The following is a 16,812-nucleotide window of genomic DNA, read 5'->3' on the forward strand; positions in this document are numbered from 1 at the left end:
GACTTGAAAGCCTTGTTTATCAAAGCATTATTAGGATTAGAAAGTTACCGTTAGACAATAATGAGGCAGCTATTGAAGAATCTTCAATAGAGAAAAAATTTGAAAACAGAAGAAATGCCTCAAGACGAGGCATAAAAGAATCAACGTTTTATAATAACTGATTTAATATTTCCCTAAATACTTTATCAGCATGTTCTTGCATAATTTTGATATAATTGAATATAGGACGATTGTTTTTCATACTGTGCCCTATGCAATACTCTATTTTCTCAATTTGGATACCTAAGTTATATCCATGTTGTGCAAATGTCTTTCGAGCAGAATAGTAAGTAACCTTTTTACTTATCCCCGAAAGTCGTGCTACTTTGTCTATATGTCGAAAAATCAAACTGTATATCTGTCTATAAGATGAATACTTTCCAAATTTTAAATACCCGTCTCTAGTCAGATATTTATCTATGATAGCTTTTGCTTCGGGTTGTAGAGTAAATGCAATTTCATTCTCTCCTTTTTTACTATTACGTGTTTTATGACGTATATATCTCATATACTTTTTATCTTTAAAATTATATGCCAACAAATCTCTCAAGTTAATACCACCTAAATAATAAGTAAGCATAAAAATATCTCTTACTATAGATTGAGAAGGTTTAAAAAGACGAGTGTCTCGTATTCTCTTTAATTCATCTACTGACAAATCGAGTTCTCGTACATTACTTGCAGGCATTTTAAAGAGAACAAAAGGATGGATAGAATAAGTTACATAGTTCATTTTACCTGCATAATTCAATACGACTTTTATCAGAGTCAAATATATCCTGATAGTAGTATCTGCCAGATTCTCTTTACGGAGAGCTTTTGAAAATCCTTGTATATGGAGAGGACTCAACTGTATTAGAGGGAAATCTCCATTCATATACTTAATGAATCTCTCTGTAGCTATCTTGTAGAGTTTATAAGATTTCTCCCGTTCTTTTCCTTTCATAAAATCCATATACTCTTTCGCAACAGTTTGAAAAGTGATTCCTTTTTTCTTTTGTTCATAAGTGATAATACGTATTAGCTCAGTACATGAGATTACAGGTAAATAGCTGATTGATGTAACAATTTCCTCATACTCATTGATTAGTCTTCGAAGACAAATGTTCATATTTGCAGCATTCTCATGCCTTACTACTCTACCATTTTTTAACTGGTTGGCAGAATCCAAAGTAAACTGGGTAGATATATATCTGGTTTGTGAATGGTGGGCTACTGCTACCCTTATCCGATGTCTGCCATTTGATAATTTTTTAGTTGGAACAATTACAATTGAAAAATTCGCCATATCGTTTTTTAGGTTTATAAATTACTATTTTCAATACAATAAAATAGAAACAAAAAGATTCATAGTCATTGGTCACCAATCGAAAATCGCACCCATAACATGGAATATCGTGCAAAAGACGGTATTTTCCATGCATTTGTACGATTCTGCATTGCTATATCTTGATTAAGTCGTTATGTTTGCAACACTTTTTCACAGGTAGAATGTAAAAAGTTTCTTTTAAAAAGAGAATCTAACTTTTGTTTAACTTAATAACAATAAATACACTATGTAAATATATAAATATTATATAATACATTACATTACCAATCCTCTATAAAATCCTATATTACAGGAATATCCCCATATAATAAAGCAAGAGATAAAAAGTCCTCAAAAGAAGACGAAAAGAAAATGAACAATAAAGGCTATATAAACCAATATTTATAACTTAATAATTAAAGTATGAAAAGCAACAAAAAAGGTAATCACCTGTACGCCTATAAGGATACTATCCGACGGCTATTTCTCCTCACTTTGTTTTCTTTTTTAATAGTAGAATCTTATGCCCAGAATAAGACAATTTCGGGCACAGTTACAGATTTCACCGGAGAACCGGTTATTGGTGCCAGTGTATTGGTTAATGGTACTACTAATGGTACAATTACCGATTTAAATGGCAAGTTTTCTCTTTCCAATGTGCCAATGAAAGGTACAATCACTATCACTTATATAGGATATAAAAAACAAGAAGTATCCGTGGCCGGAAATACTAACTTCCAAATTACTCTTCAAGAAGATACAGAAACCTTAGACGAAGTAGTAGTTGTAGGATATGGAGTCCAGAAAAAAAGTGACGTAACCGGTGCTATGGCTCGCGTAGGAGAAAAAGAACTGAAAGCAATGCCTGTAAGAAACGCACTGGAAGGAATGCAAGGCAAAACAGCCGGTGTAGATATCACGTCCAGTCAACGTCCCGGAGAGGTCGGTAACATTAATATCCGTGGACAACGCTCCATTAATGCGGAACAGGGTCCGTTGTATGTGGTAGACGGTATGGTCATTCAAAATGGAGGCATTGAAAACATCAATCCTTCCGATATTGAATCTATTGACATTCTGAAAGATGCTTCAGCCACAGCAATTTATGGTTCACGTGGTGCCAATGGTGTCATTCTTGTGACTACTAAAAAAGGAAAAGAAGGGAAGGTAACCCTGAACTATTCCGGTACTGTCACTTTTGAAACACTACACGATGTAACAAAGATGATGTCTGCCTCCGAATGGCTGGATTATGCCCGCTTAGCTAAATACAATGCAGGATCTTATGCTTCCGCCACTCCGACTTATGAAGCAGATAAAGCTGCATTCGGCAGTGTAACCTCTTCATGGCAGAACATCGAGAAGGCATGGGTAAACGGAGTTTACGATCCATCTTTAGTAGGTTCATACGACTGGACTTCTCACGGCAAACAAACAGGGATCACTCACGAACATACCTTAAGCGCATCCGGAGGGTCTGACAAATTTCAAGGCTATGCCTCATTCGGCTATCTGGACCAGAAAGGTACACAACCGGGACAAGCATACGAACGCTATACATTGAAAACCTCATTTGACGTAACTCCTGTCGATTGGTTCAAAATGGGTTCTTCAATCAATGCATCGTATTCAACTCAAGACTATGGATACAGTTTCTCAAAATCTGTAACCGGTTCGGGTGATTTCTATAGTGCATTAAGAGGTATGATCCCCTGGACAGTGCCTTACGACGAAAACGGTGAATATGTCCGTTATCCGAGTGGTGATGTAAATATCATCAACCCTATTCGCGAATTGGACTATAATACTAATCAACGCCGCACTTTCCGCGCTTCTGCCAGTTTGTATTCACAAATTGATTTCGGTAAAATCTGGAAACCATTGGAAGGTTTGTCCTATCGTCTTCAGTTTGGCCCTGAATTCCAATTCTACACCTTAGGAGTTGCTAACGCTGCTGATGGTATTAATGGAGACGGTAACAATGGTGCACAATATAAAAACGAACAAAAACGTGCATGGACATTAGATAACCTGATCTATTACAACAAGTCTCTGGGACAGCATAATTTGGGAATGACATTGATGCAATCCGCTTCTGCCTACCATTACGAGATGGGAGATATGAGAGCCACTAATGTAGCCTCATCGGATGAGCTTTGGTATAATATAGGCTCTGCCGGCACACTGAACTCTTTCGGCACAGGACTGACTGAAACTCAAATGGCTTCTTATATGATTCGCCTGAATTATGGTTATAAAGATAAGTACTTGCTAACAGCATCTATGCGTTGGGACGGTGCCTCTCAATTAGCCGAAGGACACAAATGGGCCAGTTTCCCCTCTGCTGCTATCGCATGGAGAATGGATCAGGAAGATTTCCTGAAAGACATCAGTTGGCTGAATCAGTTGAAACTTCGTGTAGGTATGGGTGTTACAGGTAATGCGGCAATCAAAGCATATGCAACCAAAGGTGCCATCACAGGTTTATACTATAACTGGGGACAGAATGACTCATCTCTGGGTTATGTACCTTCAGATCCTTCACAGAAGGAACCCGCCAAAATGGCTAATCCGACTCTAGGCTGGGAAAGAACTACACAATACAATGTCGGTGTTGACTATGGTTTCTTTAATAACCGGCTTACCGGTAGTGTCGATGCATACAAAACGAAAACAGATGATTTGTTACTGGAAATGTCAATTCCTTCGCTAACGGGTTATGTTTCCACTTATGCGAATGTGGGTAAAACATCCGGATATGGTATTGACCTACAAGTAAATGCAATACCTGTACAAACAAAAGATTTTTCTTGGAACACTACTTTAACATGGTCAATGGACAGAAACCGAATTGACGAATTGTCCAATGGTAGAACGGAAGATGTGAACAATAAATGGTTTGTCGGTGAAGAAATCGGCGTTTATTACGACTGGGTATATGATGGCATCTGGAAAACAGAAGAAGCTGAAGAAGCTGCCAAATATGGACGTAAACCGGGACAAATCAAAGTGAAAGATTTAAATAATGACGGCAAAATTGATGCTAATGACGATAAGAAAATTGTAGGGCACACACGTCCACGCTGGACAGGTGGATGGAGTAATACTTTCAGTTATAAGAATTTTGAACTGTCCTTCTTTATTCTATCACGCTGGGGTTTTACAGTTCCACAGGGAGCCGTTACTCTTGACGGTCGCTATATGCAGCGTAAAGTAGACTATTGGGTGGCCGGTACCAATGAGAATGCAAAATACTATTCACCCGGTTCTAACGGTGAAGGAGCCGATGCCTTTAACAGTGCAATGAACTATCAGGATGGCTCATACATCAAAGTTCGTAATATTTCATTGGGTTATAACTTTGCCCCACAGCAATTAAAGAATTTGGGTATCAATAATCTGAAGTTGTATGTTCAAGCCATGAATCCATTCAACATCTATAAGGCATGTGACTTTTTGGATACTGACTTGGTAAACTATGACAATAACACCAAGACATTTGGCTCACCTACCACTTTGAAGAGTTTTGTAATAGGTGTCAACATTGGATTCTAATAAACAAATTAAAGTAAAGACATTATGAAATTAAATAGAATATTATTTGCAGCTCTAATAGCCGGCGCAACAGGAAGTTCGATCACTTCGTGCAGTGAATCTTTCCTTGATGAGAATTTAACAACTCAATATAGTACTGACCGCTTTAAGACACAGGAAGGACTTGATGAATTAGTGACTGGAGCCTACCAGAAACTAAAATTCAAATTCAACTATATATGGGGTATTCAGTGTTACAACATGGGAGTGGATGAATTTACCGATGCTAACAATGTTATCCCTGCATGGAACCACTATAGCCAAGATTTAAATTCATCTGAAAAAGATGCCAACCAACCTGTCTGGGACAATTACTACGGACTGGTTGAACCCGCAAACATATTGATCCAGAATATACCTCAATATTATAACCAAAGTTCACCCTCATATAACACACGTCTGGGAGAAGCGCATTTTCTAAGGGCTTATGCTTATTTCGAATTAGTGAAGCAATTTGGTGGCGTACCGTTAAAATTAGTTCCGTCCACAAGTGCGGAAACATATTTCACACGAAATTCTGCTGAAGAAATATACACCCAGATTATATCAGATTTTGGAGAAGCCTACAGACTACTTCCGGATAAAGGTGAATCGATTGGACGAATCAATAAATACGCTGCCGCCCATTTCCTCGCAAAAGCGCATTTATTCCGGGCATCCGAATTGTACAGTGACTGGAACAGTAATTATGTAGCATCCGACCTTGATGCTGTGATTCAATATGGTTCGGAAGTGGTAGATGCACATCCGTTGTGCAATGACTATGTAGAACTTTGGGACTATGAGCAGCCGAACGGAGCCAATGAAAAAGTAAGTGAAGTGGTTCTGGCAGCTCAATTCTCTAACGACGAATCAACATGGGGACGTTATGGAAATCAGATGCATCTTTATTATCCGGCCGTATATCAAGGTAATGATATAGGTGGATGTAAACGCGACATCTCCGGAGGACGTGAATTCTCATATGTGAGTGCCACAGAATATACTATGCAGGTGTTTGACCGTGTCAATGACTCTCGTTTCTGGAAATCATTCATTACCTGTTATGGAGCCAACGAGACCAAAAGTGCTCCCACCTGGACAGCAGAAGATATGCCATATGCCCCGGCAGGTGTAAAAGAAGGCGACAAACGTTTTAGTGGAGGTGAACTCGGTATGAAATACATCGTTAATGACCCGGGAGACAACCGCTATGAAAAATATTCCAACGCTCCGGCATATACTGTTCTGAAAGATGGAAAAATGTGCAATACATATACATATGTACGTTATTTCAAAGGACAGGAACACAGCTGGAATATAAATGAGAAAACGGGCAATTATTACGATATCATACCTCACAAGCGTTCAGTAGCTTTATCTAAATTCCGGGATGGTTACCGTGTTTCCATTGCATCTCAATTCGGTACTCGCGATGCCATCATCGCCCGTTCGGCAGATGATGTATTAATGGTTGCCGAAGCGTATATTCGTAAAGGGGAAGCCAATTACGACAAAGCTATCGAATGGATAAATAAACTGCGTGAACGTGCCGGTTACGAAACAGGTGAAGACCGTAGTAAGAATGTAGATGGCGGACAAGCTTATAAGAATAATCCTTATTGTTCCGGAAAAGGTGGCGGGCATTCTTCCGAAGGTGCTATTTACTGGGAAGAGAACACTTATTATGAGTCAAACAATATCGGACAGGAGACTACTGCTTCTACTAAAACAACAATGAAATTAAATAGTGTGGCAGATGTTTATAACTCTACAGTCGACACCCCTATCTACAACGAACTGGGCTGTACATCCAATGCAGACAAAATGATGTGCTTCCTATTAAATGAACGTACCCGTGAGCTTTGTGGCGAATTGCAACGCTGGGAGGATCTGGCGCGTACCAAAACATTAGACGCACGTTGGCATAAATTCAACGATGGTGTCAGCAGAGGTCTTGGTGAATTCAAACCGGAGAAACATTACTATCGTCCGATTCCTCAAGCCTTCCTGGATGGTATCACCAATTCAAATGGTTCTGCACTAAGTAATGAAGAAAAGAAAGCAATGCAGAATCCGGGATATTAAGATAAACAACTAAACTTATTGCCACTTGACACTCTTTGAAATAGTATTCCTAATCAAAGAGTAGCAAGTGGCAATATCATTATCTTAATTCCCGATATATTTTCACTTCGTCTTCTTCATAAACATCTTAATCTGATCGCTAATCTGCTCCATCCCCTTTATCGAAGGATGACCGCTCTTTTTATCAATATCATGCAGTTCAATACAATCAATATTATAGTGATGACAGATAGCTCTGACCGACTCATTAAACTCTTCCTTTAAACCTGAATTCAGCAGAAAATAGATCTCAACATTAGGATAACGATCAATCATGTGGTCGAGCAGATATGCCATGGCCGGACGGAATGTATATAAATCTTCCTTGGTCCATCCTTCATACTTGTAATCCCCAAGCGGTGAACCGGCCCAACAATCATTCGTTGCACCGAAAATAAAGATGATATCCGGACATCCCAACTTATCCATACGGGTAATAAAAGAACGATCCGAATAATCAGCCTGATTATAACCGGTATTACAAATTGTTGCGCCGGAAAATGAGTTATTGATACAAAGGCGGTAGTTATTCTCTTTGATGAATTTATGCCACCAAGTCTGCTTTACGGAAGTTACGTCCGTTTGCTGTTGCGGAGAAACGTAATACCAAATGCTATTGGTATCGGGTTGCAGGTATCCTTCAAATGTTGAATACGAATCGCCTAAAATAGATATAGATTTCAGGCTTTGGGCAAAGCTGATACTGCTATATAGAGTGATTAGCAGTAATAAATAAAAGGATTTCTTCATCTTAGCATAAAGTTTTCAATTTTGCTGCTAAGATACTACATTATACTAAAATTATAGCATGAAATTTTCCGCTACTTTCAGGAAAGGGTTATTTCCCTTTCCTATCATAAGTCACATTCTTTTCCACTACATTCTCTACATTATTCACTTTCTTCACGAACTCTTTCACCTCACCCACTTTCACATTCTCAATCGTTACATTCTTAACCGGCAATTTGGCATTCCCCTTCAATTCATAGATGGCATCTGCCGACTCACAAGTCACCTTATCCATATAAATGCCATCAATACGGGTAATCCGTTCCTCATAAGTAGGTACCAGATCTTTCCATTGATACAATACTTCCGTATCTATTTCAAGCACCCGTTGAGCGATGCCTGCCTGTACATTTTTCATGTAAACGTTTTCTATAAATCCACCCCGGCGATGATTGGTCTTCACGAAGAAAAGACGCATTACCGAATTAGGAGCCGTGCAATCGTGCATATAGATATTCCGTATGCCTCCGGATATTTCACTTCCGATGCCAAGCAAAGTATGCCCTTTAAGAATTTGACAACGACGGATAACAATATTTTCACAAGGAGTATTCAATCTCCAGGCATCCTGATTGCGTCCGGCCTTGATAACTACCGCATCATCCCCCTGATCGAAAGAACAATCCTCCACCAGAAAGTTGCGACTCATTTCAAAGTCGATACCATCGTTATTATGTCCATGAGCTTTCACATCCAGATTGCGTACCACTCCCCCGTCACACATATAAAGGTGAATGGTCCAGAACGGACTTTCCCGTATCTTAAATCCATCCAACAGCACATTCTTACAACGATTGAAATGAATCAGATGCGGACGAAGATGATTCTCCCCTATTGCCATCTGACGTTCTATCACAGGGACATTAGTCGAAGCTTTTGTATACAACTCCTTCAACGCTTCCAAATGAGGCTGGGGACGTTTGAACCAAACTCTCCAGGCATCCATTTTCGGCTGGAGAGTTCCTTTACCCGTAATCGCCACATTCTCACATTCAAAAGCATAAAGTAAAGGAGAATAGTTATAACATTCCAAGCCTTCCCAGGAAGTCATCACTGCCGGAAGATAATCAGAAGGATTATCCGTGAAATTCAAAACTGCATTCTCTTCCAAACAGAGGTTTACATTACTCTTGAAATGAATAGGCCCGGTCAGCCATGTACCAGCCGGAACAACCACACGTCCACCTCCCGCTTGATTACATGCCTCAATAGCGGCAGCAATGGCTTTGGTATTATCCGTCTCACCTCCTGGTTGTGCACCGTAATCCGTTATCGGGAAATCTTTATCGGGATAAATAAAGATTTTAATAGGCTGCATGGGAAAAGGCGCTTTCACCTTTACCGTCTTATAATTATCACCGGCAAAAGCCAAAGAAGCAGTCAACAGACAAAAGCAGATACCTGCCATATATTTCAATAAGTTCGTCTTCATCGTATGATTCTATTTTTAATTCATTCAAATCCTGCAAAGATAAAAATATCTATTTATTGTTACATTGAAAAGACCAATACACCTGCCGTAGGAATTTCCGTAGTTCCTATCAGCGCCTTGCCCCCTTTCGGCAAGTTAAATGTATAAGGACGATCCGAATAGTTCAATACAATTCCCAATCCATTACGATATTCCATTGTCACACCAGATGGCAGGTCCATCACCGGGATATTCAGTTGTACATATAGTTTCTTCAATATATCTTTTTCCAATGCTCCATCATGACTGTCCACTCCAACATAAGTGATTGTTCCCTTTCCTAATTTACGGAAAGTAACAGCCGGACTTCCTTCATAGAATTCGTTTTTATAAGTAGCCCAGACCTGTGCGTCAATGGGAGGATTCAGAATTTCTCCCCATGTATTCCAAGCATACTCCTTTCCATCCATCATTACAGTACCGGGATCTTCAGGAAGAAGTAAATCGTAAAAGTTCATTTCGTTTCCTGTCAAAGGAGTAATCATGGAGCCAAAAGGAGCTTCAGGAAGACGGCCATAACGATCCTTTTGTGCCGTACGGCAGGTTAAGATTAGATTTCCGCCATTTTTCACGTATGCAATCCATTTATCCACCAATTCCTTATCAGCCAATTGATAAGCCGGTATTACGACCACCGGATAATCGGATAAATTCTTTGTCTCTGATATAAAATCGACAGGAGCTCCGAATGATTTTAGGGTACGGTAGTACTTTTCGATGTGTGCAAAAGTGTCCCATGTACGATTCTGCTTCTGCCGCTCGATACTCCAGGAGTTTTCATGATTGAAAAGAATTGCAGTACGACGGGCAAGGTAATCGGCAGGTTTGGTTTCACGGGAAGAGCAATGTTTACGAAGTTCACGAATCTCCTTTATAAATGTCTCATATTCTCTTCCGCCGGGAGTAACAGTCACTCCGTCCGTGCCGACAATTCCGTAATGATATTGTTCCGTGCCGTAAAGAGGCTGGCGATAACGATAGGTGCAGATAAAATCACTTCCACCGGCAAACACACTCCACATCCACAGACGAACTGCGCCCGGAAGAGGTTGGGGATTGATACTGCCCCAGTTCACCTGTCCCGGCTGTAATTCCATCACACCATAAGTTCCCTGTATCGGACGGAAAAAATCATTTGCCCAGGCTATCCGCAACGGATTACCTACCCGGTAGCCTCGACGACCAATCCCCTCATTATCACCATATACCATATAGCGGGTGTAACTCTGGAAATCAAGTGCGGGGCTACCACCGATGTGACCTTCGTCATAATTCGGTATATAATTCGTAGTCACCCATTGGTTCTTTGCATATTTCTTAATCAACAGACATTGTTCGTTCAGGAAATCATTGGTTTGTGATGCAGCAAAACGGCGGTAATCCAAAATTTGATGATGATTCATAAACATCTGTACGCGCTTGGGAAGCGTTATTTCATCAAAAGACGAATAAGCCTCACTCCAGAAAGCAGTGCCCCATGCATCATTTAAAAGTTGGATATCATTATTGTATTTGGCACGGAGAAAATCACGGAAAGCAAGCTCCGCTTTCGGATTATAATCAAACTGTACAGCAGGTTCGTTGTCGAGTTGCCATCCGATAATACGGGAGTCATTTCCATAATGTTGCGCCAGTTTTTCAATCATCTTGTATGATAATTCCCTGTAAAGAGGCGAAGCAAATGAAGCATGCTGGCGAGCACCGTGGTCAAGTATCGTTCCATCCTCATTCTTCAATAGAATTTCGGGATATTTCCGGCTCATCCATACAGGAGGAGTGGCAGTAGAAGTACACATGATCACTTTCAAATCATATTTGGCAGCTAAAGCCACGGCTTTATCGAGCCAAGCAAAATCATAGCGTCCCTCTTCCGGTTCCAGTTGCGCCCAGGCAAACTCGGCAAAATGGGTAAATTCAAATCCCAGTTCATGCATCTTCTTGAAATCACGTTCCCACTGGCTTTCATCCCAATGTTCGGGATAATAATAGACTCCTGTCAGTGTCAGGTCTTTGTCGTTAAACCAAGACTTCTTTTTTAGTGTCTCCACAACAGAAGCATCCACCGCAAACGCCGTTCCATGACGGATGCCTCTCGGGAAAGAGACCTGATCGGACACATCTTCCCATGTTTCACCATGATCCAAAGAACGAACAGCTCCATAACGATGGTCACGGTATTTATCAAAATAGACATAAAGCGTATCACCTACAAAAAGAGGAGCCGGACCTTCCGCCCAATATTTTCCTGTAATAGATGCTGATACTTGGGTCGGGAATCCTTTTTCTATCTTCTTTGTACGTGTCACACGCAAATTCTTTTCCGGTGGATTGGAATTTTCATTCTTGACTACCATTATCAGATCTTCCCGCTTCGGGTCTTTCACAATAGCGGCATCAATCACACTGAAATCTGGATTGAAGAACATCTTCGTCTTCGAGAAAGTACGAAAATCCTTCGTTGTTACATAATAAATACGATGATTCAGTCCTTTCTCACTTTCACTGGTAGCCACTTCTTTGTGACGACCGGGAATCGTAGTTGCCCAAAAGATATAATAGGTTTGTGAAGGTTCATCGTAAAACAGTTCGGGAGCCCAACAGTTATGTGCATCCGGCTCGTGCATCATCACAGGAATTGCTTGTTGCTCACTCCAATGAACCAAATCTCGGGAAGAGGCATATCCGATAATCCGGTCCGTCCAACTAGAAGTCCAGACCATGTGAAAAGTTCCGTCCGGCGACTGGCAAATACTGGGGTCACGCATTAATTTATCTTTACCAACCGCAGGGGTAAGATAAGAACGTCCGCCATGTAAAGGCAGCCAGTTCAATCCATCATAACTATATGCTAAATGCAGTCCGTCTTTACTGTCATTGATAAAATAAGAAAAGAGGTAAGCTGTCTCACCGGCAAAGATTGTCATCACCGACCAAAGACTTAGAGCTATCCAGATTACTACTTTTTTCATGGTTCCTTATTAAGATTAAAAAGTTTACCCTGCAAAGATAAGGCATCTCCGCCCCTCCTCAAAGATAAAGAGCATGGACAATATTTCAAATCCATGTAGTTTTGTACACGAACGCTTTTAGATGTCCATTTTGATACAATATTCTATGTATCTGTACATCTTTCTATTTACTAAACCCTTAAAAAGCTCTACTTTAGCGGCAGATTTTAAAAAGAATGAAAAACATATCAATTCTATATATCATGAAACGACTTTTAGTAAGTATTGCTATCGTATTTATCTCCATACTGACCGTAGCGGGACAAAATCACTCTTTCAGTTTATCCGGCAAATGGAATTTCCGGATAGATCGGGAAGATACCGGCGCCAAGGAACAATGGTTCAAAAAATCCCTCGACGATTCTATCAACCTGCCCGGCTCCATGCCCGAAAAATGGAAAGGAGATGAAGTGACCGTCCGTACCCAATGGACCGGAAGCCTCTACGACAGTTCTTACTACTTCAACCCATATATGGAAAAATACAGGATAGAGGGACAAGTAAAGCTACCCTTCTTTCTGACTCCCGACAAACATTATGTAGGTGTGGCCTGGTATCAAAAGAAAGTGACAATTCCGGCTGACTGGAAAGGAGAAAGAATCACTCTTTTTCTGGAACGTCCGCACATCGAAACTACTGTATGGGTAAATCAGCAGGAGCTTGGTATGCAAAACAGTCTTTGTGTTCCCCATGTCTATGACCTGACTGCTGCAACCACCCCCGGAAAAACGTACCTGATTACCATCCGTATCGATAATAGAATCAAAGAAATCAACGTAGGTCCCGATTCTCACAGTATCACCGACCAGACACAAGGTAACTGGAACGGCATCGTCGGACGAATCGAGTTACAAGCTACTCCCAAAGTCCATTTAGAAGATATTCAGGTATATCCCGATTTGAGCAATCAGAAAGCGCTGGTTCGCATGAATATACGGTCTGCTTCTTCCACCAAGGGAGAGATCACCCTTTCCGCCGAGAGCTTTAACACGGACATTCAGCACAAAGTGGCTCCCATACATCAAAGTTTCAACATCCGTCCGGGAGATAATCCGGTGGAAATGGAACTTCCGATGGGAAAAGAGTTTCTGACGTGGGATGAATTCAGTCCGGCACTTTATAAACTGACGGCAAAGCTGGTCAACGGCAAACTGTCTGATACGAAACAGGTACAGTTCGGTATGCGTGATTTCAAGATCGAGGGAAAATGGTTCTATGTGAACGGTCGTAAGACAATGCTTCGCGGTACAGTGGAAAACTGTGATTTCCCGTTGACAGGCTATGCTCCGATGGATGTGGCTTCTTGGGAACGGGTATTCCGCATTTGCCGCAGCTACGGCTTGAATCATATGCGCTTCCACTCTTTCTGTCCGCCGGAGGCAGCTTTCATTGCTGCCGATCTGGTTGGTTTCTATCTGCAACCGGAAGGACCGAGCTGGCCGAACCACGGTCCGAGACTGGGTAACGGACAACCGATTGACAAATACCTGATGGACGAAACCATTGCACTGACCAAGGAATATGGGAATTATGCTTCATACTGTATGCTGGCTTGCGGCAATGAGCCTTCCGGTCGTTGGGTGGCATGGGTCAGCAAGTTCGTGGATTATTGGAAAGCAACCGATCCGCGTCGTGTATACACAGGAGCTTCCGTTGGAAACAGTTGGCAATGGCAACCTCACAATGAGTATCATGTGAAAGCAGGTGCACGCGGATTAAGCTGGGCAGGTGCGCAACCGGAAAGTGAATCGGATTATCGTACAAGGATTGACACGGTGAAACAACCGTATGTATCACACGAAACGGGTCAATGGTGCGTATTCCCGAATTTCAATGAAATCCGTAAATATACGGGAGTTAACAAAGCGAAGAACTTTGAAATCTTCCGGGATATTCTGAACGATAACCACATGGGAAGCCAAAGCTACGATTTCATGATGGCTTCGGGCAAATTGCAGGCACTCTGCTACAAACATGAGATTGAAAAGACCTTGCGTACTCCGGACTATGCGGGATTCCAGTTGCTGGCTCTCAATGATTATTCCGGTCAGGGAACTGCATTAGTCGGTGTACTGGACGTGTTCTTTGAAGAAAAAGGATATATCAACGCAGAACAGTTCAGACGCTTTTGCAGTCCGACCGTACCTTTGGCACGTATTCCTAAATTTGTATATGCCAATAATGAAACATTCCATGCCGACATTGAAGTATCCCATTTCGGAGCTGCTCCCTTGAAAAGTGCAAAAACAGTATATACCATTAAGGATAAATTCGGAAAAGTATATGCTCATGGAACTGTCGGCACCCATCACATTCCCATCGGAAATCTTTATTCTCTGGGTAGTGTAGATATGACTCTGGAAGCAATCGATACACCGCAGAAACTAAATCTGGAAGTACGTATCGAAGGCAGTGATGCCGTAAACGACTGGGATTTCTGGGTATATCCGGCACAAGTGGAACTGGCGCAAGGAACAGTATATACCACCGACACCTTGGACGCCAAAGCATTGGCAGTGTTGCAGGACGGAGGAAATGTGCTGATTACGGCTGCCGGAAAGATACAATACGGCAAGGAAGTCAAACAATATTTTACTCCCGTATTTTGGAATACTTCCTGGTTCAAGATGCGTCCGCCACACACAACAGGTATTTTCCTGAATGAATATCACCCTCTTTTCCGTGAATTTCCTACTGAATATCATAGCAACCTGCAATGGTGGGAACTGCTGAACAAAGCGCAAGTGATGCAATTCACCGACTTCCCGGCAGAATTCCAACCTACGATTCAAAGTATTGATACCTGGTTTATCAGCCGGAAAATTGGAATGTTGTTCGAAGCAAAGGTGTTGAACGGCAAACTGATGATGACCAGTATGGATATTACCTCCCAACCGGAAAAACGGATTGTAGCCCGCCAGATGCACAAAGCAATCCTGGATTATATGAATTCGGATGCTTTCCGTCCGACAGAAAAGATAACTCCGGAACTAATCCAAGCATTATTCACCAAAGTGGCGGGAGATGTGAAATCTTATACCAAAGATTCACCTGACGAGCTCAAACCAAAAATTAACTAAATGGGAAATTATCAGGCACGGATTACACGGATTACGCTGTTGCTCTATAGAAAGCATAATTCTAAAAACCGTGAAATCCGTGTAATCCGTGCCTAAACTCCATAAACAATATACTTTTATATTATTTACATGAAAACAACTATTATAGGTTTGCTAGTCCTGGCAACGGCAAATATCAACGCACAGGAGAAAGCCCAAACATACCAGTTGGCAGACGCTCCCCGCTACAGTGAGGAGACAGGATACGGATATGATCTCGTCGCTACTCCCGCGAAAGGCAGTAAGGCACCCTTCTTCTTTTCTGTCCGTGTGCCGGATGGTAACTACCAAGTAACCGTTCGCCTGGGAAGCAAGAAACAGGCAGGGGTGACCACTGTAAGAGGCGAGTCACGCCGACTGTTCATTGATAACCTCGCGACCCAAAAGGGACAATTCGTAGATGAAACATTTATCATCAACAAACGCAATCCCCGCATTTCCGAGAAAGAATCCGTACGTATCAAACCCCGCGAAAAGACTAAACTGAACTGGGACGATAAACTGACTCTGGAATTTAACGGCGATGCACCCGTATGCCAGAGTATCAGTATCAAGCCTGCCGATCCGTCGGTGATTACCGTTTTTCTATGCGGCAACAGTACCGTAGTCGACCAGGACAATGAACCATGGGCGAGCTGGGGACAAATGATACCTCATTTCTTCGGCACGGACGTTTGTATCGCCAATTATGCGGAATCGGGCGAATCAGCCAATACTTTTATTGCCGCAGGACGTTTGAAAAAAGCATTGAGCCAGATAAAGAAAGGAGATTATCTTTTCATGGAATTCGGACATAACGACCAAAAGCAGAAAGGGCCGGGCAAAGGAGCCTATTACTCTTTTATGACCAGCCTGAAAACATTTATTGATGAAGCCCGTGCACGGGGAGCATACCCCGTACTGGTCACTCCCACCCAACGCCGGAGTTTCGATGCCACCGGACATATCCGTGACACACACGAAGATTATCCGGAAGCCATGCGCTGGCTGGCAGCAAAGGAAAATGTTCCGTTGATCGACCTCAACGAAATGACCCGTACGCTTTATGAAGCCTTGGGGCCGGAAACGTCCAAACGCGCTTTCGTGCATTATCCGGCAGGCACTTATCCGGGACAGACCAAGGATTTTGCCGATAACACCCACTTTAATCCTTACGGAGCCTATCAAATAGCCCAATGTGTGATTGAAGGAATGAAGAAAGCCGTACCGGAACTGGCTAAACACCTGAAAATAGACCCATCCTATAACCCGGCACAACCGGACGATGTGAATGTTTTCCATTGGAACGAATCACCATTCACGGAAATAGAGAAACCGGACGGAAATTAGGAGATAAGTATTAGGTATTAAGTATCAAGTATCAGGCATTAGATAAAT

General features: G+C 41.8%; 8 protein-coding genes. 4 read left to right on the forward strand and 4 right to left on the reverse strand.

What is annotated here, in order from left to right; translation table 11 throughout:
- Positions 1-148: 148 nt before the first annotated feature.
- Positions 149-1,327: a phage integrase SAM-like domain-containing protein gene (locus I2I13_RS01075; protein WP_195648508.1), complete on the reverse strand. Its 1,179-nt coding sequence runs from the start codon at positions 1,325-1,327 to the stop codon at positions 149-151.
- Positions 1,328-1,771: 444 nt separating this feature from the next.
- Here I2I13_RS01075 and I2I13_RS01080 point away from each other — a divergent pair, with 444 nt between their 5' ends.
- Both I2I13_RS01080 and I2I13_RS01085 read left to right on the forward strand, forming a co-directional pair.
- Positions 1,772-4,903, forward strand: a complete 3,132-nt coding sequence (locus I2I13_RS01080; RefSeq protein WP_195648509.1) for a TonB-dependent receptor — start codon at positions 1,772-1,774, stop codon at positions 4,901-4,903.
- A 24-nt stretch (positions 4,904-4,927) separates the two neighbouring features.
- A complete protein-coding gene (locus tag I2I13_RS01085) occupies positions 4,928-7,009 on the forward strand; it encodes a RagB/SusD family nutrient uptake outer membrane protein (RefSeq protein ID WP_148364267.1) in 2,082 nt (693 codons plus the stop codon).
- A 102-nt stretch (positions 7,010-7,111) separates the two neighbouring features.
- On the opposite strand, the gene I2I13_RS01090 is transcribed toward I2I13_RS01085, so the two are convergent.
- The 3 genes from I2I13_RS01090 to I2I13_RS01100 form a co-directional block, all read right to left on the reverse strand.
- Positions 7,112-7,798: an SGNH/GDSL hydrolase family protein gene (locus I2I13_RS01090; RefSeq protein ID WP_195648510.1), complete on the reverse strand. Its 687-nt coding sequence runs from the start codon at positions 7,796-7,798 to the stop codon at positions 7,112-7,114.
- A gap of 88 nt (positions 7,799-7,886) precedes the next feature.
- Positions 7,887-9,269, reverse strand: a complete 1,383-nt coding sequence (locus I2I13_RS01095) for a glycoside hydrolase family 28 protein (protein ID WP_167511717.1) — start codon at positions 9,267-9,269, stop codon at positions 7,887-7,889.
- Positions 9,270-9,328: 59 nt separating this feature from the next.
- Positions 9,329-11,662 carry a beta-galactosidase gene (locus tag I2I13_RS01100; protein ID WP_334313146.1) on the reverse strand — a complete coding sequence of 778 codons (2,334 nt, stop codon included), beginning with the start codon at positions 11,660-11,662 and terminating at the stop codon, positions 9,329-9,331.
- A gap of 857 nt (positions 11,663-12,519) precedes the next feature.
- Between I2I13_RS01100 and I2I13_RS01105 the strand changes: the two genes are divergently transcribed.
- On the forward strand, positions 12,520-15,396 hold the full coding sequence (locus tag I2I13_RS01105) for a sugar-binding domain-containing protein (RefSeq protein ID WP_195648664.1): 2,877 nt from the start codon (positions 12,520-12,522) through the stop codon (positions 15,394-15,396).
- Positions 15,397-15,525: 129 nt separating this feature from the next.
- Positions 15,526-16,764, forward strand: a complete 1,239-nt coding sequence (locus tag I2I13_RS01110; protein ID WP_195648511.1) for a rhamnogalacturonan acetylesterase — start codon at positions 15,526-15,528, stop codon at positions 16,762-16,764.
- The last annotated feature ends 48 nt before the right edge of the window (positions 16,765-16,812 follow it).

The sequence above is a fragment of the Bacteroides sp. D55t1_190419_B8 genome (assembly GCF_015558905.1).
In the GTDB taxonomy this organism is placed as follows: domain Bacteria; phylum Bacteroidota; class Bacteroidia; order Bacteroidales; family Bacteroidaceae; genus Bacteroides; species Bacteroides vicugnae.

Coding starts and splice junctions, on each gene's coding strand:
- I2I13_RS01075 (WP_195648508.1), bottom strand. CDS start 1,327: ATGGCGAATTTTTCAATTGTAATTGTTCCAACTAAAAAATTATCAAAT.
- I2I13_RS01080 (WP_195648509.1), top strand. CDS start 1,772: ATGAAAAGCAACAAAAAAGGTAATCACCTGTACGCCTATAAGGATACT.
- I2I13_RS01085 (WP_148364267.1), top strand. CDS start 4,928: ATGAAATTAAATAGAATATTATTTGCAGCTCTAATAGCCGGCGCAACA.
- I2I13_RS01090 (WP_195648510.1), bottom strand. CDS start 7,798: ATGAAGAAATCCTTTTATTTATTACTGCTAATCACTCTATATAGCAGT.
- I2I13_RS01095 (WP_167511717.1), bottom strand. CDS start 9,269: ATGAAGACGAACTTATTGAAATATATGGCAGGTATCTGCTTTTGTCTG.
- I2I13_RS01100 (WP_334313146.1), bottom strand. CDS start 11,662: ATGGTAGTCAAGAATGAAAATTCCAATCCACCGGAAAAGAATTTGCGT.
- I2I13_RS01105 (WP_195648664.1), top strand. CDS start 12,520: ATGAAACGACTTTTAGTAAGTATTGCTATCGTATTTATCTCCATACTG.
- I2I13_RS01110 (WP_195648511.1), top strand. CDS start 15,526: ATGAAAACAACTATTATAGGTTTGCTAGTCCTGGCAACGGCAAATATC.